The 21,436-nt window shown below is 72.8% G+C and carries 13 protein-coding genes and 1 pseudogene; 8 read left to right on the top strand and 6 right to left on the bottom strand.

All coding sequences use genetic code 11. From position 1 onward, the window contains the following. Positions 1-8: 8 nt before the first annotated feature. Both AC069R_RS09990 and AC069R_RS09985 read left to right on the top strand, forming a co-directional pair. Entirely contained in the window at positions 9-2,189 is a 2,181-nt protein-coding gene (locus AC069R_RS09990) for a TIR domain-containing protein (RefSeq protein ID WP_478766107.1), read from the top strand. A gap of 25 nt (positions 2,190-2,214) precedes the next feature. Next, positions 2,215-3,726, top strand: a complete 1,512-nt coding sequence (locus AC069R_RS09985) for a hypothetical protein (protein ID WP_478766105.1) — start codon at positions 2,215-2,217, stop codon at positions 3,724-3,726. 2 nt (positions 3,727-3,728) lie between these two features. Here AC069R_RS09985 and AC069R_RS09980 read toward each other — a convergent pair whose 3' ends face one another. From AC069R_RS09980 to AC069R_RS09965, 4 genes are all read right to left on the bottom strand, one after another. Next, complete coding sequence (locus AC069R_RS09980; RefSeq protein WP_478766103.1) at positions 3,729-4,766, bottom strand: sphingomyelin phosphodiesterase; 1,038 nt, start codon at positions 4,764-4,766, stop codon at positions 3,729-3,731. Positions 4,767-4,922: 156 nt separating this feature from the next. Beyond that, on the bottom strand, positions 4,923-6,185 hold the full coding sequence (locus AC069R_RS09975; RefSeq protein WP_478766101.1) for an MFS transporter: 1,263 nt from the start codon (positions 6,183-6,185) through the stop codon (positions 4,923-4,925). Positions 6,186-6,191: 6 nt separating this feature from the next. Continuing rightward, entirely contained in the window at positions 6,192-6,944 is a 753-nt protein-coding gene (locus tag AC069R_RS09970; protein WP_478766099.1) for a GntR family transcriptional regulator, read from the bottom strand. Between the two features lie 217 nt (positions 6,945-7,161). Beyond that, a complete protein-coding gene (locus AC069R_RS09965) occupies positions 7,162-8,412 on the bottom strand; it encodes a hypothetical protein (protein ID WP_478766146.1) in 1,251 nt (416 codons plus the stop codon). 536 nt (positions 8,413-8,948) lie between these two features. Between AC069R_RS09965 and AC069R_RS09960 the strand changes: the two genes are divergently transcribed. Continuing rightward, positions 8,949-9,578: a phosphatase PAP2 family protein gene (locus AC069R_RS09960; RefSeq protein ID WP_478766097.1), complete on the top strand. Its 630-nt coding sequence runs from the start codon at positions 8,949-8,951 to the stop codon at positions 9,576-9,578. 44 nt (positions 9,579-9,622) lie between these two features. Here the strand turns inward: AC069R_RS09960 and AC069R_RS09955 are convergent. Then, positions 9,623-9,943: pseudogene (locus AC069R_RS09955) on the bottom strand (GNAT family N-acetyltransferase); the annotation flags it as partial. Positions 9,944-10,037: 94 nt separating this feature from the next. Here AC069R_RS09955 and AC069R_RS09950 point away from each other — a divergent pair. The 5 genes from AC069R_RS09950 (at position 10,038) to AC069R_RS09930 (ending at position 16,358) form a co-directional block, all read left to right on the top strand. Continuing rightward, complete coding sequence (locus AC069R_RS09950) at positions 10,038-11,210, top strand: permease (RefSeq protein ID WP_478766095.1); 1,173 nt, start codon at positions 10,038-10,040, stop codon at positions 11,208-11,210. Between the two features lie 81 nt (positions 11,211-11,291). After that, entirely contained in the window at positions 11,292-11,750 is a 459-nt protein-coding gene (locus tag AC069R_RS09945) for a DUF6507 family protein (protein WP_478766093.1), read from the top strand. After that, the gene (locus AC069R_RS09940) at positions 11,747-14,083 is read left to right on the top strand and encodes a hypothetical protein (RefSeq protein WP_478766091.1); all 2,337 of its coding nucleotides are present in this window, start codon (positions 11,747-11,749) and stop codon (positions 14,081-14,083) included. Before AC069R_RS09945 ends, AC069R_RS09940 begins: the two co-directional genes overlap by 4 nt. A gap of 2 nt (positions 14,084-14,085) precedes the next feature. After that, on the top strand, positions 14,086-14,946 hold the full coding sequence (locus AC069R_RS09935) for an immunity 49 family protein (protein ID WP_478766089.1): 861 nt from the start codon (positions 14,086-14,088) through the stop codon (positions 14,944-14,946). A gap of 11 nt (positions 14,947-14,957) precedes the next feature. Beyond that, positions 14,958-16,358, top strand: coding sequence for a DUF6177 family protein (locus AC069R_RS09930; RefSeq protein WP_478766087.1), 1,401 nt, complete (start codon positions 14,958-14,960; stop codon positions 16,356-16,358). 6 nt (positions 16,359-16,364) lie between these two features. Here the strand turns inward: AC069R_RS09930 and AC069R_RS09925 are convergent, their stop codons facing one another. Then, positions 16,365-21,260 carry a DNA repair ATPase gene (locus AC069R_RS09925; protein ID WP_478766085.1) on the bottom strand — a complete coding sequence of 1,632 codons (4,896 nt, stop codon included), beginning with the start codon at positions 21,258-21,260 and terminating at the stop codon, positions 16,365-16,367. Positions 21,261-21,436: the final 176 nt, after the last annotated feature.

Raw genomic sequence — 21,436 nt, 5'->3', positions numbered from 1 at the left:
ATGGCGGAGTGACGATCTCTCTCCCTGGCCCCACCCGATCCTTCGCCGCCGCGCCGGAGTGGGACGTCTTCGTCAGCTACAGCCGGTCCGACGCCGGCCGGGTCGGCGTGCTGGTGGAGGCGCTGCGGGGGCGCGGACTGCGCGTCTTCGTGGACGACACCGCCGTGGACGACTTCGCCTCCATCACCGCCACCATCGCCGAGGCGCTGGCCCACTCCCGTGTGCTGCTCGCCCTGTACTCGGCGGACTATCCACAACGGCGGGCCTGCCAGTGGGAGCTGACGTACGCGTATCTGGCCGGCCAGCGCGAGGGCGATCCGCGCCGGCGGACGCTGGTGGTCAATCCCGAGCCGAGCGCCGACCATGTGCACCCGGTGGAACTCCGGGACGCCCGCTACTGGCCGTGGCCCGGCACCAGAGAGAGCGTCGACCGGCTCGCCGAACGGGTCGCGGGCCATGTGCGCACCGTCGCCGGCGGCATGGGCGAGGCCGCCGAGGCGCCGTTCGTCCGCTGGCTGCCCGCCCCGGCGCGCACCGGCTCGGTCCGGTTCGCGGGCCGGCTGGCCGAGCAGTGGCGCGTGCACACCGCGCTGCACCGCCATCGCGCGCCGCTGGTCGCGCACTCCGGAGGCGGCCGGGGCGCGCAGCTGCGCGGCATGCCCGGCATCGGAAAGTCGCTGCTCGCGCAGGAGTACGCGCTGCACTTCGGCTCCGCGTATCCCGGCGGCGTCTTCTGGTTCGACCTGCACCCGTACGACCGCGTCGGCGCCGCGGAAACCATGGACGCGTACGCGGAACAGGTCGGCACGGTGCTGACCGCGCTCGGCGTGGACACCTCCGCGTCCTCGCTGCCCGCGCTGCTCAGCCGGCTCGCGGTGGTGCTGGGGGAGCGGAACGCGGCCTGCCTGTGGGTGGTGGACGGGGTGCCGGACGGACTGTCCGCGGACCGGCTGCACCTGCTGCGCGGCCCGCACCTGCTCGCCTCCACCCTCATCACCACCCGCTCCGCGCACTATCCGGGCTTCGCCGAGTGCGTCGACCTCGCGCCGCTGTCGGAGGCCGACGGCTTCCGGGTGCTCACCTCCCGGCGGGCGCCGGGCAGCGAACGGGACCGGGCCGCGGCGCTCGCGCTGGTCCGCGACGTGGGGGGTCATCCCGAGGCGCTGGACCTGCTCGCCGACGAGGCGGCGACGGGCAGCTTCGCCGACGTGCGCAACCGGCTGCACGCGCACGCCCCGGACGTCCTGGCGACCCGCCGGCTCACCAACGGCACCGGGGGGCCGGACCGCCGGCCCCTGGCGAGCGCGCTGCTGCCCGGACCGCTGACCGGCACCCATCCGGCCGACGACGTCCTGCGGCTGCTGGCGCTGGCCTGCCCCGCACCGCTGTCCCAGCCGGCGCTGGAACGGGTGCTGACCGCCGTCGGCCCCTACGACCCGTGGGAGGCGGGCACCCTGGTCGCCCAGGCCGTCGACGCTCTGCGCGGCTCCGGAGCCCTGCGCCGCGACCCGGCCCACGACCGCTCCTGGACCGTCCATCCGCTGCTGGCCCGCGCCGTCCACCGCCACGACACGGACATGGCGCGGCAGGAGGACCTCCGCCGGGTCCTTCTGCACACCCTGGCCCCGGCGGGCATACCGTCCGACGCCGCCTTGTGCGACCCGTCCGCCGCCGCCTTCCCGGCCCCGCGTCCGTCGGGTGCGGCCCACCGTCCCGATGCCCCGCCGGCCGGGTCCGCTCCCCGTCCGGGACCCGTGGAACGCACCGCCGCCTTCGATCTCCAGGTGGAACTGGTGACCCGCGTCGGCGTCCAGCCCCTCGCCCCCGACCACGGCTCCCTGCGCGAGGCCCTCACCTCGCTCCACTCCCTCTTCGCCACCACCCGCGACCTGCTCCACCGCGTCGCGGCCGAGTCCTCGGCCCCGCTGTCCCTCCCGGCCATCGCCACCCGCCTGACCAACCTCCATCTGCGCCCGTTCCTCTCCGTCTGGCACCCCGCCCTCCAGGAACACGAGGCCACCCGTCCCCCGGACGTCAGCGCCGTCGAACACGAGAGACGCTGGCCCCGCTCCCCCGCCCTGCGCGCCGACCTGACCGCCCTGCGCACCCCCCTGCTCTCGGACGCCCGCGAACTCGCCGCCCTGTGCGGCATCGACCTGCTGGGACCCACGCCGGCCCCGGAGCAATGAACTCCACACCCGCGAAAGGAAGTCGATGGCCGCGACGGACCCCGGCGTCCTGGTCACCGTGCTGCTGGAGATACGCGGCGGCCCGGTCAAATGGGAGAAGGTCGAACAGCATCTGCGGGAGAAGGCGTGGTCCTACCGGGCCCCCTCGCCGAAGGAGCGCCGTACCGCCCGCCGTTCCTTCGGCACCGACCCCGCCGACTCCCGTTTCCTCTGGGTCGACGTCCCGGTCGCCGGTTCCGCCTGGCGCGCGGACCGGGCGGCCTCGTGGCGGGTGGCCGCCCTGCGCAAGGCGACACAGGTCGTCGTCCACGACCGTATGCTCCGGCCCGAGGAGGCCGACCGGACGATGGAGCCCGCGTGGCAGGCGTACTCGACCGGCACACCGGCCCACACCACGCCGGCGCGGTCGATGCCGTTCCGCAGGCTGCGCGAGGCCCTGTACCGCACGGCGGTCCGGCAGGGCCGGTACGACATCGGAACGCGGCTGCACGGCAGCAGGTCCGCCGTCCTCGGCCTCGTCCGGGGCATGACCGCACGGACCGACATCGATGTGCGGCCGCTCGACGGGCGGGGGCGTCCGGGGTCCGTGCGACACCGTGAGGACGCGTTCGACCGGGCTCTCACGCTGATCTTCGGCCCGCTGTTCACGGCGCTGCTCTTCCTCGACCTGGCCCGCCACGCGGCACCCCTCGGCGTCGCCCTGTGCTGCGTCGTGGCGCTGGCCGGCCTCTGCGTCGCCTGGCGGACGGCGCTGACCCTGCCCGTGGCCGCCACCCGGACCGGCTCCGCGCTGGCCATGCTCCTGGTCACGGCACTCGTGTCGGTCATCGTGCCGGGCCTGCCGGGTCTGGGCGCCGGCATGACGGCCGCAGAGGCACTCGCGCCGGCCGGTGCCGCCTACTACGCGATCGGCCTGGTGCTGCTCGGCCGCCGCTGGAAGTGGCAGGCGCTGACCGCCGGTGTGGTGCCGCTGCTGGTCACCGTGGCAGTGGCGGCCCTCCCCTTCAGCAGTCACTTCCTCTACGACCTCTACGCGGACGAACTCGCCCTGGAGCCCGGTGAGACGAGCGTCAGCGGCCTCTGGCAGCTGGCGGCCACGGTGCGGCTGCTCTGGCCGATCCTCGGTGTCCTCCTGTTCATCGCCGCCGGCTGGGGCATCCTGCGCCACTTCCACTTCATCCGCCCGCGCAGTGTCTCCGCCGCCGTCCTGGCCGCGCTCGCCGTCGTCGCGGCCCTGACCCTGACCGTCTCGACCACTCTTCAGTCGCCCGCCACCGCCGCCGCACACCTGAAGCGGGCAGCCGTGCACGGCACCGCACCTCCCGGATACTTCGGCGTCACCCCGGAGTGGATGTGCGTCGTGCCGGTCGTGCGGCCGGGCGAACGCACCGAGAAAGGCGGGGCCTTGAGACCCGGCCGGCCGTACATCTCCTTCGGGGTCACCGCCGACCAGGTCAGGCTCGTTCCGCGGCAGGACGGGGCCCGCCGCTGCGGAGCGGGCGGCTCCGCGGCGGCGGGATCGCCGGCCGCTCGCTGACGTCAGCCGAGCTGGAACGTCGTCTCGACCGGGTAGTGGTCGCTGGGGGCGTTGGTGTCGGTCTGGCCGGTGGTCCAGCCGGGCTGGGGGTCGAAGTCGACCTTGACCGGGGAGACGGCCGAGGGGACCGGGCGGCCGGGGGCGTTGAGGTAGCCGAGGTAGTCGACGTCGTCGCGGTAGTCCTCGGGGAAGCTCTCGACGCCGGACATGTACTGGCACCAGGCGGAGACCGGGCAGTCCATGGTGCGCAGGGTCTGGGCCGGGTCGGTGGCGGGGGTGCCGAGGACGCCGTTCACCGCGGTCTGGGCGTTGGCGTAGTCGCCGCGGGACTGGCCGCCGTAGTACTCCACGTTCATGTCGCCGCCGATCAGCACCGGGGCGCTGGTGCCGGCGATGGAGTCGGCCCAGGAGCGGATCTCGCGGAGCTGGGCGAGCCGGGTGGACTGGGTGGTGTCGGTGGAGGTGCCGGACTCGTCGGCCTGGAGGTGGGTGCCGACCACCCAGCTCTGGGTGCCGCCCTTGGCGATGCGGACCAGCGCCGCGCCCTTGTTGGCGTGGTAGTCCCAGGTGCCGGAGGTGGAGTTGCTGAAGACGTGCGCGTACTGGGCGGTGATCGGGTACTTGGACAGGATCATCGTGCCGCCGTTGATGACGAACGGCGAGTCGGAGCAGTCGCCGCTGATGCCGTTCCAGCCGCCGCCGGAGCAGGTCTGGCCGACCACCGGGGTGTGGTACGGGTACAGGTCCGACAGCTTGCTCACGATGTCGGCGGTCGAGGTGTTGTTGAAGTCCTCGTCCAGCACCACCACGTCCGCGCCGTGCGCCCGGACGATCGACTCGATGACCGGCGTGCGCTGGGCCGCCTTCTCGTTCTGGGTGCTGTCCACGATCGCGGTGCCGAGGTCGACGTTCCAGGCGAACACCGACAGGCTGGTGCCGGTGCCCGCCGCACTGGCCGCGGGTGCCGTGTACCCGGCGAACCCGAGGAGCGTGGCGGCCGCCGTGGCGGTGAGGGCGGTAGCGGTACGACGCGAGACCATGCGCTCTCCTGCTGGAAGTGGGCCCCTGACCGGAAGCGGGGCGCGTACATGACAGCGGGAACCTAGGGGCGCGCGGGTACGCCCGGAAGAACGCCGGTGGAGCGGACCGTGGCCGGACGGCGAAAACATGTCCGGACAAGTCGGCGGCGGGAAACCTCAATTCGGCTTGCAGGCAGGCGATTTATTCCTTTCGGCTGTGCGCAGTGGGGACAGAAAGGCGGGGAGGAAGCCGAGCGTCATACCGGCCGCGGCGACCAGCAGGGCGGCCGGTGCCCCGAAGGCCGTGCCCGCGGCACCGCCCAGCAGACCGCCGAGCGGGAGGACGCCCCAGGAGACGAACCGGGCGGTCGCGTTCATCCGGCCGAGCAGCCCGTCCGGGGTGAGGGACTGCTGGAAGCCGGTCTGGGCGACGACGCGTACGACCCCGCCGAAGCTCAGCGCCGCCAGCCCCACCGCCGCCACGCCGAGGCCGGCTCCGGTACGGGCCAAGGGGGTCAGCGCGGTCGGCGGGCAGGTGACCAGCGGGGCGAGCCAGACCACCGTCCCCTGCCCGAACCGCCGCACGAGCCAGGTCACCGACAGCGCGCCCAGCAGAGCGCCGCACCCCATCCCGGAGAGGACCAGCCCGGCACCGGCCGCGCCGAGACCCGACTCCCGTTCCAGAAAGAGCAGGAGCATGGCCTGGTACATGGCCAGGAAGAGGTTGAAGACCGCGTCGCCGAGGATCGTCGCGCGCAGCACCGGGTGGGCGAGCACGAAGCGCAGCCCTTCCCGCACCTCGCGGCGCAGCCGGGGCCGGGCGTCTTGCCGTACGGGCCTGTCCTCGCGGCGGCGGACGGCGAGCGCGAGGAGCGCGGACAGCGTCATCCCGGTCGCGCTCGCCAGGAGGGTCGTCGCCGGTCCGCAGCCGCCCACCAGCGGGCCCGCCAGCGCCGGGCCGCCGATACTGGTCGCCGAACGGACCGCGGAGAGCGTGGAGTTGGCCTCCAGGAGCCTCGCGCGGCCGACCAGGTGGGGCAGGTAACTGGCGTAGGAGACGTCGAAGAAGACGGTGAGCAGGCCGTGGGCGAGGGCGGTGCCGTAGAGCCACTCGACGGTCAGCAGGCCGGACCAGCGGGCCGCCGGGACCGAGAGCAGCACGGCGGCGCGCGCGAGGTCGGCGCCGGTCAGCACCGGGCGCTTGCGCACGCGGTCCACCCAGGCGCCCGCCGGGAGACCGGCCAGCAGGGAGCCCGCCGTGGTGGCCGCGGTCAGCAGGCCGACCTGGAACGCGTCGGCGCGCAGGACCGTGAGGGCGACCAGGGGCAGCGCCAGGAAGACGACGCGGTCACCGAGCTGGCCGAGCGCGGTGGCGGCGAACAGGAGGCGGAAGTCCCGGTCGCGCAGGAGACCGGACCGGGTGGCGGGGAGCGGGGGCATCGGCGGCTACCCCCGGTCGACGGCGAACTCGTAGAGCACTTCGCGCCGTGCGTCCGGGACGACGATGTCGGCGGTCTCCACCGGGCGGCCCCCGGAGTCGTAGAGGGTCCGCTCGATCCGCAGGACCAGGTCGCCGGGGCTGATGCCGAGCAGATTGGCCTGCTCCCGTGTGGCACGGGCCGGGCGGGGCAGTTCGGCCACGGTCTCGACGCGCACCCCGAGGGAGCGCATCCGCGCGATCACGCCCTTGCCCGCGAGCGGCCCCCGCTCCGGCAGCACGACCGGGGTACCGCCGGTGATCGCCAACGGTTCCCAGGAGTCGGAGAGTTGGACGGGCTGTCCGTCGGCGAGGAATTCGTAGTGCGTGCTGACGCACGGGTCGCCGGGCGCGATGGCGAGCCGCCCGGCGATGGCCGCGGGGGCGGGGACCCGCACCCGCGTATGGAAGTCCCACGCGCCGGCCCGGCCGCGCTCGGCCACGCTGGTGGCCGGGTGTCCGGGGCTCCCGCGCCGGCGCGCCCGGATCATCGGCAGGCGTTCGCGGGGCGCCCGTACGTACGTCCCCGATCCCGCGCGCCCCTCCAGCAGCCCCTCGGCGATCAGCCGGTCCACGGCCCGCTGGGCGACATTGCGGCCGACCCCGTACTCCACCGCGAGCCGCGCCCGCGACGGCAGCCGCCCGCCGAGCCGCCACTCCCCCGCGAGAATCCGCGCCCGCAGCGCGTCGGCCACGGCGAGGTAGGGCGCCTCTCGGGACATGCGGCTCTCCGGTCTCACGGCGGTTGCGGACGGAGTCGGAAAGCCACTGCACGGGCGGAAAGCTGATGGAGCAGGAATACGGGGGGTGGGGTCGAGGGGGTGAGCGGCGCGGGGAGCAGCGGAGGGGGAGGGAGGGGGCAGCGGCGGGTGGGCTTCGGGGCAGTGGTTCACGGGGCGGCGGCCGGGGGCTGGTGAGGCTGCCTGGCGCGACCACGGTCTACGCGGCGCCCGTCGCCAGGAACTCGACCGCCGCCAGGGCGAACAGCAGGCACAGGACGATGACGAGGATCACCCAGCCCGTGGGGTACGGCCACAGCAGGCAGACCAGCACGGCCGCGGCGACCAGGAGCCAGGTGAACCAGGGGCGGTGCCGGCGTACGAAGGGGCCGACCGGGCCGGTGCGCAGGCCCGCGCGGCCGGCGGTGCCGCGGGCCGCGCCGATGCCCTCGGTCCACAGGCCCCGCACCAGAGCGGCCCGCCGCCCGGAGCCGCTCAGCCAGGCGCCCAGCGCGATGACGACGCCGAGCACGATCACCATCCGCACCGCGGTCTGAAGGAAGCGGGTCAGGGTGTCGTAGACCGCGCCGGCCGCGTCCGGGAAGACGTCGGCGGGCAGCCGGTCCAGGTAGAACGCGCGGAAGACGCGCAGCCCGATGCCGAGCAGGGCGGTGGCGAGGGCCGCGCCGAGACAACCCGCGACGAGGGCGCGGCGGCGGCGCAGCGACAGCAGGACCCCCGCGGCGATCAGCAGGACGGCGAGCACCGGCAGCCAGTTGCCGGCGATGCGCAGCAGCCGTACGTACGTCCTCACCTCGGCCACCTGCCGGGACTCCAGAAGCGTGAACCGGGCGTGGACGGCGGGGATATGACTCGCGAAGGTCATCCCCGCGCCGGCCATGCGCTTCTTGACGTCCTCGATGAGCGGGGCGAGATCGAGGGTCACGGTGTCGTCCGTCAGCCGCACCGCGCCGCCCCCGGTGCCGGTCAGCGCCTTGTCCAGGGAGGCGTGCACCGCGCGGTTGGCGTCGGTCCAGACCGTGGCGAAGGCCGGCGAGGCGGCGGCGTCGCGGGCCTGATCGTGTACGAACCCCCGTACGGCGTTCTCCAGGCCACCGCCCAGCCCGCCCAGCGCCTTCTCCAGCAGGGGGCGGTCGGAGGGCGCCACGTCGGAGAGCAGCGTGGGCAGGTGGATCCGGTCCATCAGCGCGTCGGTGGTTCGGTTCGCGACGGCGTCCTGCACGGCGGGGTCGGAGGCGAGCGGGGCGACGGTGGCGACATAGCGGTCGGTGTCGCCGACCAGATCGGCGGCCCAGGTGGCGACGACGGCGAGCGGGACGAGGAGGCAGCCGAGGACGAGGAGGACGGCGGCGAGGGCGGAGACGGGACGGCGCCGGGCCCGTACCGCCCCGCCGTGCCGTGCGCGCCGCTCGGCTTCGAGGGCGGCGAGCCGGGCACGCAGATCGTCCAGCTCGGAGCGGTCGGGGTGGTCGGGGTGGTCGGGGTCGCTGGGGTGGGCGGTGTGGCTGGGGTCGCCGGGGTCACCGGGACCGCCGGGGCCGCCGGGGTCGCCGGGACGGCCGGGGTCGCCGGGGTCACCGGGACGGCCGGGGTCGCCGGGACGGCCGGGGTCGCCGGGGCGGTCCCAGTCCTGGCGTGGGCGGTCCGGGTCGTGGTCGGGATGGTCGGGGGTCGCGCCGTTCGTCACTGGCACCTCCTCGCCGTACAGGTCACCAGCGCACCGCCCTCCGCGCGCGGGCGCGAGCAGAGCGGGGCCGTTCGGGTCGGGCGGGGCAGGCAGGGGCGGGTCGGAGAGGGGCCGGCGCGGGCGGGTCTGGCAGGGGCCGGCGCGGGCGGGTCGGCATCTCATGTCGTCACCTGATATCGTCTACATACTTGTAGACGTTCACCTCGGGGACGTCCGCGCTTCATCCGTACGTCCGATCGGTGCCCGCGCCCGTTTCCCGGCGCCCGCGGCACATGCAGCACGGCCCGGAGACCCACCTGATGACGACTTCCTCCCCGACCACCCAGGCGCTCGACGGCGCGGCGATAGACGGCGGCCTGTACACCGACGTCACCGACTTCGCCCGGCACACGCACTGGCTGAACGAGCCGGCATCGCTGTTCAGCGCCTTCGGCATCGGCCTGTTCGCGGTGTATCTGCTGGTGGCGTGGTGGCGGGCCAGGGGACAGGGCAGCACCGCCATGGCCGCCGTACTGGCGACGCCGATCGCCGTCCTCCTCGCGTACGCGGTCAACAGCGGGATCAAGGACGTCTTCGACGAGCCCCGCCCGTGCCGCGCGCTCCCCCACGACTTCCTGCTGGAGGCGTGCCCCGCGCCCGACGACTACGCCTTCCCCAGCAACCACACCACCGTCGCCTTCGCCTTCGCGGTGGCCCTGCTCCTGATCAACCGCCGCCTCGGCGCCCTCGCCCTCGTCACCGCGATCGCGATGGGCGCCTCGCGGGTGTACGTCGGCGCGCACTACCCCCACGACGTGGCCGTCGGCGCCCTGGTCGGCAGCGTCGTCTCCCTCGCCGCCGTCCTCGTGCTGCGCCGCACCGCCCCGCCACTGGTGGACCGCCTGCGCACGGGCGCCCTGCGCCCCCTGCTGACGTCACAGCCGTCCTGACCCTCCCGGCGTACCGCACGGGATGGCGGTACGCCGAAAGGGACCTACCGCCCCAGCCGGAACACGGCGGACTCCCGCGCCCGGAAGCCGATCCGCTCGTACAGCCGGTTCGCGGCGGCACGGTCCGGACGTGAGGTGAGGTCGAGCGTCCGCGCTCCCGCCTCACGGGCGAGCCGCACCGCCTCCTCGATCAGCAGCCCGGCGACCCCCCGGCCGCGCGCCGCGCCGTCGACCACCACGTCCTCGATCCGGCCCCGCAGCCCGGACGGCAGGGGCAGCAGCACCAGGACCAGGGTGCCGACAATCGCCTCGGGGGCACGGGCGACGAGCACCGTGTCGGCGCCGCAGGCCACCAGCCGCTCGATTCGCCGAACGGGGCCTTTCCCACGTTTCCCGATACCCCACGGGGGTACTCTCGCCGGGTGGCGGAAACGCACCACCGCGGAGGGAGTGCGCTGCATGCACGCGATCGGGCACGCGCTGTTCATCACCGGATCGATGGCCTGGGAGATCGCCTGGGCACTGATCCTCGGCTTCACGCTCTCGGCCGTCGTGCAGGCGGTGGTGCGCCGCGAGACGGTCGTACGACTGCTCGGCGACGACCGCCCGCGCACGCTCGCCCTGTCCGCGGGCCTCGGCGCCGCGTCGTCCTCCTGCTCGTACGCCGCCGTCGCCCTCGCCCGCTCCCTGTTCCGCAAGGGCGCGAACTTCACCGCCGCGATGGCCTTCGAGATCGCCTCGACCAACCTCGTCATCGAACTCGGCGTGATCCTGGCCCTGTTGATGGGCTGGCAGTTCACCGCGGCGGAGTTCGCCGGCGGCCCGATCATGATCGTCGTACTGGCGGCGCTGTTCCGCGTCCTCCTGCGCGAACGGCTGCTGCGCGGGGCCCGTGAGCAGGCCGAACGGGGCGTCGCCGGGTCGATGGAGGGCCACGCGGCGATGGACATGTCGGTCCAGGGCGAGGGCGGTTTCCTGCGCCGGCTCCTCTCGCGCGCCGGGTTCACCTCCGTGTCGCACATCTTCGTCATGGAGTGGGCGGCGATCCTGCGCGACCTGGTGGCGGGACTGCTGATCGCCGGGGCCATCGCCGCGTGGGTGCCCGACGACTTCTGGCACACCTTCTTCCTGGCCGGCCACCCCCTCGCCGCCAAGCTGACCGGCCCGCTGATCGGCCCGGTCGTCGCCGTCGCCACGTTCGTCTGCTCGATCGGCAACGTGCCGCTGGCGGTGGTCCTGTGGAAGGGCGGCATCAGCTTCGGCGGCGTCATCGCCTTCATCTACGCCGACCTGCTGATCCTCCCGATCCTCAACATCTACCGGAAGTACTACGGGCCGCGCATGGCCGCGTTCCTGCTGGCCACCTTCTTCACCGCCATCGCGGTGGCCGGCTACGCGGTGGAGTACCTCTTCGGCGGCCTCGGCCTCATCCCCGGCCACGTCACCGCCCGGCTCCCCGAGGAAGGCATCCGCTGGAACTACACGACCTGGCTCAACCTGGCCTTCCTCCTCCTCGCCGCCACCCTCGTCCTCCGCTTCCTGCGCACGGGCGGGAGGGCGATGCTGCGGACGATGGGCGGAACGCCGGAAGGCGCCGGGGGGCACGGGGGGCAAAGCCACCACCACGTTTGAGGACGCCTTCCGCTCTGCCCGCGTTGCTGCCGCACATGACCGGCTGACCATAATGAAGTTCCGCTGTCAGTGAGGTGTGCAATGCTCGGCGACACTGAAGTGGCGTTGCGAGCAGAGGATTTAGGGGGTCGCGTGACGGGGTGGGACATCTCTCCCGGAGGCGTGCAGTCGGTGATCTCCAAGGTGAGGGAGGCCGCCGGAGAGATGAGCGCCGGGATCACGCTGTACGGGGGGAGCGTGCAGGGTGCGATGGAGGCGGCGGGCACGTTGTCCTTCGGCGGGGAGGGCGGCGGTGGGGCCGGCCAGGCGGGTGGGCTGGTGGCGGTTGCGCTCGGGAAGTTCGTCGAAGGCACGGAGAAGGACGTGGCGTTCCTCCCGCTGCGCGCCAGCGACTCGGCGAACGGCGCGATCGAGGCGACCAACGCCTACCTGGCCGGGGACTTGGAGCAGGCGTGGAACGCCCAGCATCACGCGACGCTGCCGCCTGACGTGGCGGCGTTCCTGGAGAAGGCCCGCCGGAAGGCGGACAGCAAGCGGTGATCAGCCCGGAGAAGATCCCGACGTTCACCGGTGACCTCGTCCGGCTCCACCAGCAGATCATCTCCCTGCGGCAGGCGGCACAGGCGATCAGCGAACACGGCGGCGCCGTCCACACCCGCTTCCAGCATCTCGACGCCTTCTACAAGGCGCCCGAGGCCGCGCAACTCTTCGGCACCACGCAGGCGGTGCGGGACACTTCCGCGGATTTCGGCGACAAGCTGAACTCGGTGGCCGGTGCGCTGGAGACGTACATGGTCGAAGTCGCCGAGATCGTCAAGCGGTTGGAGACGCTGCGCGAGCAGGCGCGGGTGTTCGTGGCGTCGGTCAAGGGTCACGACAGCGGCATGGAGACCTGGCGCAAGGACCCGGACAAGGTGGCCGAGTACCAGGCGATCTGGGACGGAGTGAACACGGCGGTCGCCGCCTTCGAGCAAGCCGAGGTGAGCTGTGCCGACAAGATCACCGCGTTGGTGGGCGGTACCCAGTGGCACATGGCCAACGGCAAGCCGGACCAGAAGAACACTTACGGTTTCAGCGCCGACCAGCTGGCCCATGCGCAGAAGCTGCCGTGGGGCAGCCCGGAGCACGAGGAGATGCTGCCGTTCGGCATCGACTACCACCTCGAGCAGGTGGGGATCGGCATTTGGGACAACGCAAAGGGCTCGGTCACGGGACTGATCGACCTGCTCAGCCCCGGTCGCGAGGGCAGCACCACCCGTGAGGGCCTGGTGCGGGTCATCGTCGGCGCCGAAGGCTACCTCCTCGACCCGAACGGCGACCGGAACAGCCACCTCGGCCCGGTGGCGGACCAGTTCATGGAGGACAACAAGCCCTACGCCAAGGAGTTCGCCAAATCCCTCGTCGGCTGGGACGACTGGTCCACCAACCCCGGCAAGGCATTCGGCACGGTCGTCTTCAACGCCCTCACCCTGGGCGCGGGCCCCCTTGGCGCCGCCTCCAGGGCGGGCTCTGCGGCGGGCGAGGCGGGCGCCGTGGCACGGGTGGCCGGCACCGCGGCAAAGATCGGCGAGGCGCTGGACCCGATCGGCGCGGCAGCCAAAACGGCCGGCGTCGCCGCCCGCACCCTGCCGAAGGTATCCGACCTGGTCTCGGGCGTCCGGGCGGCCACGGACGCCGCCACCACCGCAGACAAGGCCCACAGCTTCCTCCGCCTGCCCGACGGCTCCCATCTGCGCATCGAGGACGGCAAGTTCATCCACGGCAAGCACGGCGCCGACGACACCTCAGCGGCGCCCCACGAACCGGCGGCCGAGGACCGGACACGCTCGGTCTCGACGCCGGAGCGCCAACACGAACTGGTCGGCGCAGGACATGGTGGGTCTCACGTCGGAACGGCCCCGGCCCATGGCGTTGCCGAATTGTCCGGACCGCACAGTGGAGCTGAGGGGTTTGCTGCACACGGTAGTGCTGACGGTAGTCGGCACAGTGCCGGCAGCGGCCATGACAGTGGCAGCGGCAACTCTCACCAAAGCGGGAAATCCCACGAGGAGATACTCCGGGAGCAGGTCGACAAAGCCAACAACAACCCGGAGTGGTTCAAGAAGCACTACCGCTCCAACGGCCGACGTCTCTCCGTCGAAGGCAAGGACGAGTACGGCAATGATCTCGCGCAGCTGCACGCCACCGGAAACCCTGATCGGCCATGGTCTGCCAACGAGCCCCCGCTGGTTCGAGCCACTTACCATCCCGGCGAGGTGATCGGAGATCCCGCATCCGTCAACCCGGAACATCGCCCTCTGCTGGACGAGACCGCTGCGAAGCGTCGGCATCTTATCGACATAGACCTGGCCACCGAGAAGAAGAAACTAGCCGCGCAAGCCGCATATGATGCGCACGAGTCTCCGGCTAACGAGGCCGCTCTGCACAAAGCGGTGAAGGAATACAAAGAATCCCATACCGCCGCTCGGGACGGCGCCGAAGATCTGGGAGAAAAGGCAGCAGAATATCACGCCATCCCGGATAACTACCGAGGCTCCACCCGACTGGACGACGGAACCCGCGGGCGCTTCAAGTTCGACCAGATATGGCGCACCCCCTCTGGAAAAATAATAGTGGTAGAGGCAAAAGCTTCGCTTACAACCGATCTGGGCGAGCGAGACCTCGGCGGCCGAAGATACCAACAGGGGACCCGACAATATTTCGAAGCCACGATCCTCAAGATGGAGGCACGCGGAGAATTTGATTTGGCAGAAAACCTGACCACCGCCCTCGACGAGGGAAACCTCGACTATATCGAAGTCAGGGCGAACCCCAAGGGCGATAAGTATAATGGTTACGTCTTGAAGTACTTCGACATTCGAAAAGGGACATAGAAATGACAACCACCGTGCCGCGGCACGATTTCCCTCTGGATGAAATGGAGAATCGAGCGAGGAAGCTGGACGAACGCGCTCATCAAAGGATCGATACCCTGGAGTCATCTCCGGAGAACTTCAACCTGGCGTTCGGCACATCCGTGCTCGCCGCCCAGACCTACTGCGCCGCTGACCCCAGGGCCGCGAACCTCCCCACCTGGGAAGCATGGGTCACCGCCATGCAGGTGGGGTCCGCTCTGTTCGCGGCCGCGACCTCCACCGAGGGAACAGTGTCGTGCCGCATCGCCGACAGGGTAAGGACCATTCAGACCACGGGTCCGCAGCACTACACGGATGCGGGCAACTGGTTGACCGCGTTCTGGCTGGCGGTCGTCTGCCGCGAACAGGACCGCATGAACAGGCTAGCGACCGTACCGGTGACCTTGCTACGCGACTCGGGTGCCGTCTTCGATGAATATATTTACCCTTGGGTGGGGGCTCTGCAATCGGCTTGGCGTCGAGGAGGTGACATCGGTGGGCTACTGACCGCCGCAATGGACGGCACCGCCCCGGAGGCTATCCACGTGGCAGACTCGGACACCGTCCTGAAGGTGCTCTACCCACCGATCAACCTGTTCTACAGGTATATCGCCCGACAGCCGGACCAGTTCAACGAAGCTCTGTTCGACGCAATTCGCTGGCACAAGGAATACTGGACCCAGGACGAAGAACGAATCACTAGCCCTTCCGGCTTCATTGCTCTAGGACCGCTCGCCATGGCCTGCCTCGCCCATGATGCGGGGTTCCCGATCGAAGTCGAATCTGAATACCTGCCCAAACACCTGTTGCGGGGAAGCTGGCTCAACGAGTTCGAAACGTGAGTTCTGGTCCCATGACGCATGACGTGATCGCCCTCACCCCGAAGGCGCCAGATGTCCGGACCTTGCTCGCCGGGCTGTTCGCCGGTGGCCCAGGTCTACGGGTGGACCGTGTCTCCGAGGGGGCCGCCGTTCGGTTGTGTGCGGTTGGTGGGTGGCCCCTGGTGGATGTCGAAGTGCCGTTGTTCGTGCAGGTGCCCGGTGAGGTCGGCCGGTTGCTCGGGGTGGGTGTGCGGGGCGAGGCGCCGGTGTGGTGGACCGAGGTGCGGGCGACCGCCGCGGTCGCGGAGGCCGGGCGGCTGGCCGGGTCGGTCGCCGGGCGGCTCGCCTCCGTGCTGGGCGGGGTCACCTGGCCGGCCGAGGCCGCGCACACGGAGGTCGTCCTTCTTCCCTCCGGCATCGAGGGCAGTTCCGATGACAGCGCCCTCGGCGTCGACCTCCTCACCGACCGGGCGGCCGTACTCGTCCAGGACCGTCCCGTCGTCGCCGCGACCACCTGGCTCACCGATCTCCTGCGGGCCACCATCCCCTCCGGACGCGAGCTTCAGATCCTCACCCCGCCCGGCACCCGGCTCACCCTGCCCACCCGCACCCTGATGACCGGCCTGCCCGTCCGCTGGGTCGTCCGCGACCCCGCCTGCGGCTACTACGACGGGCTCACCGGCGCCGTACTCCACTGGCACGAGGGCCGCTTCGCTCCCGTGCCGGCGGCGGACGGCGGGGCGAAGGTGGCCGGCGCCTTCGAGGCGCCCGCTGCCGCCCACGGTGAGCGGCAGCTCCAGCTGACCATCCGCACCACTCACCCGGCCGACGACAACCTTGTCCTCGGCGGCGCCCTGGAGGCCGCGTGGCGGGCCCTCACCGGGGACACGCCCGCCGGCTGGTCCACCGCCGAGCCCGTCAACCTGCCTTGGTCGCCACGGCAGTTGACCGAACTGGCCCGTGCCCGTGCCGAGAAGTCCGCCGGCACCTGGCTGGTCGCCGTCGGGGCCCCGGACCGCCCGGCGATCGCGACCTGCCGTGTCGTGCGCACCCCGGCCGGTGTGGAGGAGCAGATCACCCTCGCCTTCGGCTACCGCGGCGGCCAGGCGCCTCCGCGCGCCCTCGCCGGGCTGGCCGAGACGCTGGCCACCCGCCACCGCCTCACGTCCATGCTCGCCAGCCTGCGCACCGCCCGCGCCGACCTGACCACCCCGCCGTACCGCGAGCCGCCATTCGTGCCGCTCTCCTTCACACTGGGCTGCGAGGCGGTACGTCTCACAGGTGCCGCGGTGGCCGAAGCGGGGCCGGTTCGGCCTGTCCGGCTCGGCCCCGTGGCGCGGCCCGCCCTCCACTACCCGCTCGGCGACGGCACCGACCCCGCCTCCTGGCAACGCCTCCGGCACCTCCGCGATCACCCCAGGTCCGCGCGCTGAGCCGGTTCAGGTGGAGGTGTGGCCGGTGGCACGGTTGATGGCCGTCTCCACGGCGGCCACCCGGTCCGCCAGCACGGTCAGCGCGGCGACGGCGCGGGTCAGGGGGTTGTCCTCGGGGCCGCCGAGGGTGCGGGTGCGGAGGTGGGCGGATTTGATGGCGGTCCAGCGGGCGGACTGGGCCGGGTCCAGGGTGCCGCGCAGTTCGGCGAGTTTGAGGAGGTTCGCCTCGGCGCCCGTGGTCAGGGTCTGGGCCTCGGCCGTGTAGTGGTCCTGGACGACGGCCTCGCGCTCGGCGGGGTTCATGACCGGGCGCAGGCGCTGGGTGATCTTGTTCATGTCGCGGTACGAGCCCTGGAGGCGGAACGGCGGCTCGGTGCGGGCGTCCGCGGACTGGGCGGCGGAGGCGATGTAGGCCGCGTTGACGGTGAGGATCGTGTCGCGGACGGCGAGGAGGTGGCCCAACAGGGCCAGTACCGTGCCGAGTTCGGCCGGGGGGAGGGGGGACGACAGGCGGTCGGCGCGGGCGGTCGGGTCGTTCGCGGCCAGGCGGACCAGCAGGTCCAGGTCGGCGCGGTCGCGGGCGGCGAGGGGCGCCAGGGCCGGGTTGGCGGTCAGGGCGTTCTCCACGAAGCTCAGCGCGAACACGTCCTCCTTGCCGGTCAGCACGTCGCCCAGGTTCCATACGTCGGCCCGGTTGGCGAGCATGTCGGGGATCCGGAACCGCTCCCCCGACTCCGTGTACGGGTTGCCCGCCATGCACACCGCGAACCGCTTGCCGCGCAGGTCGTAGGTGCGCGGCTCGCCGTCCCAGGCGCCGTCCACGCGCCGCGTCGCATCGCACAACGGGATGAATTTCTGGAGGAGTTCGGGCGAGGTGTGCTGGATGTCGTCCAGGTACAGCAGCGTGTTGTTGCCCGCCGCCAGCGCGAAGTTGATCTTCTCGATCTCCCGGCGCGCGGTGGCGTTCGGGGCGTCGGCCGGGTCCAGCGAGGTGACGGTGTGGCCGAGCGCCGGGCCGCTGATCTTGACCAGCATCAGGCCGAGCCGGTCGGCGACGTACTCCATGAGCGTCGTCTTGCCGTAGCCGGGCGGCGAGACCAGCAGGAGCAGGCCGCCGGTGTCGGTGCGCTTGGTGGTGCCGGTGGTGCCCAGCTGGCGGGCGAGGCTGTCGCCGATCAGCGGCAGATAGACCTCGTCCACGAGGCGGTTGCGGACGAACGCCGGCATCACGCGCGGGCGGTGGTCGTCCAGGCGCAGCCGTTCGCGCTCGGCGGCCAGCAGGGCGCCCCGGCGGCGCTGGTAGGCCCGGAAGCCGGGCACGTCGTGGGCGGTGTGGCGGGCGGTACGGGCCAGGAACTCGTCCAGCCGCAGCTCCAGCCGCCCGCCCGGCACGCGGGGGTGGGCGCCGAGGAGGCCCTCCACGGTCGTACCGAGCCGGGCGTCGCCGTCGTAGCGGGGCAGCGCGGGACACAGTTCGGCGGCGACCGCCTCCGCCAGCTCGCCGGGGGCGGCGTCGCCGCCGCTCGCGCCGGCGTACGCGGTGAGCCACGCCTCGGCCACCTGCCGGCGGGCGCGCAGCCCGGTCAGCCCCTCCAGGTCCCGGCCGTAGCCCGAACCCGCCGTCGCCTGGCGGAACTTGTCCAGCAGGGTGCGGGCGGCCGCGCCGAGGACGAAGCCGTCGGGGCCGCCGGTCAGCTCGTCGAAGAGGTATGCGGCGGCGGCCCCGGCGCGCGCTCCCACCACGGCCCCCGCTCCTTCTCCGGGCGCCCCGGACGAACCGCCGGCGCACTCCCCGGCGCACCCCCCAGCGCACTCCCCGTTCCACTCCCCGATCGCCGCCGCCAGCTCCGCCACCAGGTCTCCCAGCGCCGCCGTCGGGCCGAAGGCGTCGCGGGCGCGGGCCAGGGACACGGCGCGGCGGTGCCAGGCGGCGCGGGCCGGCTCCGTGGTGCCGTGGGTCCAGAAGAGGTGGGCGGCGGCGCGGGCGGCGGGTTCGTGGCGCAGCGGGCCCGCGGCCTCGTACAGCGGGAGGAGCGCGGTCAGGATCAGGGTCGCGTCATGGTCGTGGACACCGCGCTCGTAGCCCTCGTCGTACGACTCCTGCGCCGCCCGGCGGACCAGTCCCGCCAGGTCGTCCGCGGCGGCGAGGGCGGCGGGGCCGTGCTCGGCCAGGAGGCGGGCGGCGAGGTACTCGGCGCGGTAGACCTCGGGCGACTCGGAGGGCAGGTGCCGGTCCCAGTAGGGGCGGGTGGCGGTGAACTCGGGGTCGGTGACCGGGGCGCGGTAGTCGGTGCCGGTGACGGCGAGGGCGAGGCCGTCGCCGGCGGGCACGAGGGCGAGGTCGAGCGGCTGGGTGTTGACGGCGAAGCGGTGGCCGCCGAGCAGCAGGGTGCGGCCGTCGTCGGCGTACAGGTCGGCGCGGTCGCGCAGGGCGCGCGCGGCCTCCTGGCGGGCGGCCTTGAGGCGGCCGTCGAGTTCCTCGGCGCGCACGCTGTCACCGAGGTCGCGCAGCTCCCCGGCGGTGCGGACGATCTTGGCGACCAGCGGGTCGGAGGCGAAGTACGCGGTGACCGCGTCGGTGTCGGGGAGGCCGGCCGCCCGCCGGGTCACCGTCTCCAGCATCCGCCCCGCCGAGACGGCGAGTTGCTCGGCCCGGCGGGCCCGGACGTCGGCGAGGGACTGCTTGCGGGCGGTGAACGCCTCGTAGATCTCGGTGCGTTTGGCGGCGAGTTCGGCGAGGAAGTCGTCGAACTCCGCGAACCGGCCGTCCAGGTCCTCCAACCGGGCCAGTACGGCGGCCAGTTGGTCGTCGCACGCCTCGGGGCTGGTGGCACCGGCCAGCGCGGCGGTGACGGCCTGGGCGAGCAGGGCCGTCTCGGCGGCGAACTCGGCGCGCCCCTCCTGGTCCTGGAGGGCACGGCGGCGGGCGTCGAGGGTGGCACGGGCCCGGTTGACGCCGCCCAGGACGTCCGCGATCCGCTCCAGTACGGCCGTGCGCACGGTGGCGTCGGCGATGTCGAGGCCGGTGACCACCTCGGTGACGGTGTGCAGCCCGTCGGCCAGCTCGTCCAGGCGCTCGGCGACCGGTCCGGCGTCCGCGACGGTGCCGATCGCGTCCGCGTCCGCCACCAGCCGCTCCACCTCGGCCCGTTGGGCGGTGAAGGCGTCCTCGCGGGACAGGAACGTCACCGCGCGCTTGCCGAAGGCGGCCAGGTCGGACTCCGCCTCGGCGGCGAGCGCGGCCACCCGGTCCAGGTCCACGTAGCGCAGCTCGCGCAGGGTGAGCACGTGGCCGTGGGCGCGGCGGAGTTCGGTCAGTCCGCGGACCCAGGCGGCGGCCTCGCGCGGGGCCTCGCCGCGCAGCCGGCGCACCACGGCCGCGATCCGCTCCGCGGCCTCCTCCAGCGCCCCGGCGGCGCCTTCGGTCAGCTCGCGTACGGTCTCGAACTCGGCCAGCACCTGCTCGGCGGTCGCGCGCACGTCCGCCAACGGCGCGTGCAGATCGCCGAGTTCGGGATCGGAGAGCCAGTGGTGGGTGTCGGCCGCCCGGACGCAGGCGGCGGTCAGCGCGCGGTAGCCCTCGCCGGTGGTGATGCCGTCGGCCACCAGCCGGGCCACGGACAGGCAGTCCGCGAGGCCGCGCACGAGGTCGGCGTTGCCGACGCGGGCGAGCGGGCCGGTGCCGGTGCGCAGCGCGGCGGCGTGGGTGTCGGAGACGTACGGCGAGGTCCACCACTGGAGGGGGTGCGTGTGCGCGGGCTCGTCGCTCCCGGCGCGCAGCACGGCGAGCGCGCCGTCCTCGAACAGCGCCCAGCCCTGGCAGGGCAGCGGGGTCTCGACCTCCTTGCGCAGCGTGTTGTACGACAGCAGGAGCGTGCCGCCGCCGGAACGGTCCCGGAACGCGTACAGCACGTCCTCCCCGTTGGGCGCGCGGATCTCCTGCTCGAACTCCAGCCCGGTGACGTCGAGTTCGTACACCTTGTGGCGACCGCTCGCCAGGCAGTACCCGCCGGGGAAGACGACGCCCTGCTCCTCGGGGAGCCGCCGGCACGCCTGGCCGAGGCCGTCGAGGCGGACGACCGTCCGGGTCAGGGCGTTGAAGACCAGGTAGCGGTCGGTGTCCTCCTTGTACGGCCGCACGCGCAGCAGCGTGAGGGGGCCGACCCGCGCGTGGGCCACGGCGGCGTCGGCGAGGGACTGGAGGGGTTCCGCGACGGGCTCGGCGTACAGCTCCGCGCCGTCCTCGCCGCGGACGGTGAGGGTGCCGCCGAGGGCGGCGACGCCGAGGCCACCGGGTACGGCGACGTACGGTTCCCGGCCCAGGACGTGGTCCGCGCGGCCGGTGTCGGTCCAGGTCACGTCCTGCGCGGGCGGTACGGCGTCGTCGCGGTCGCCGCGGGCGTCCAGGAACTCGGCGCGGCCGTCCTCGGTCAGGGTCCAGCGCAGGGCGCGGATGTCGTCGGCCTTCTCGCCGGTGCGGAACACCGCGAGGAGACGGCCGTCGGTGCGGCGCAGGCGCAGGAGGTGGGCGTCGCGGTAGTAGCGGGTCAGGGCGGTGAACTCGCGGACGAACGCGGGGTCGGCGAGGAAGCCGTCGTCCTCGGGGAGGCGGTTGCCGTCGCGGTCGTAGAGGGCGAGTACGTCGTCGACGCCGGTGTTCTCGCCGCCGCGGCCGGTGCTGCCGAGGAGGAGTCGGTCGCCGACGGCCACGATGTCCTGGCGGAGGCAGGCGTGGGGGGTCTTGAGGGTGGTGGTGGCGGAGAGGGCGAGCCGGGTCGAGCCGAACTCCTCCGCGCGGCGGGTGTTCAGTTCCCCGGCTCGCCGTGCCAGCTCGGCGGCGTGTGCGGCCAGCCGGTCGCGGAGGACGTCGTAGGTGCCGGCGTCGACGGTCTCGGTGGCCATGGTCGCCTTTCGTGGATCGGGGGGTGGGGTGCGGAGTCGCTGTGGGGGGCACGGGGGTCGTCGGCCGGGTGCGGGTGCGTCGTGGCTGATCGCGCAGTTCCCCGCGCCCCTGCGGGGCGCTTCTCCTCGCCGGTGAGAAGGCGGGGTCGCCGTGAGAGGCGCGGGGGACGACGCCG

Source organism: Streptomyces sp. NPDC043952 (assembly GCF_056435325.1).
This window is presented reverse-complemented; position numbering and strand designations above follow the sequence as displayed.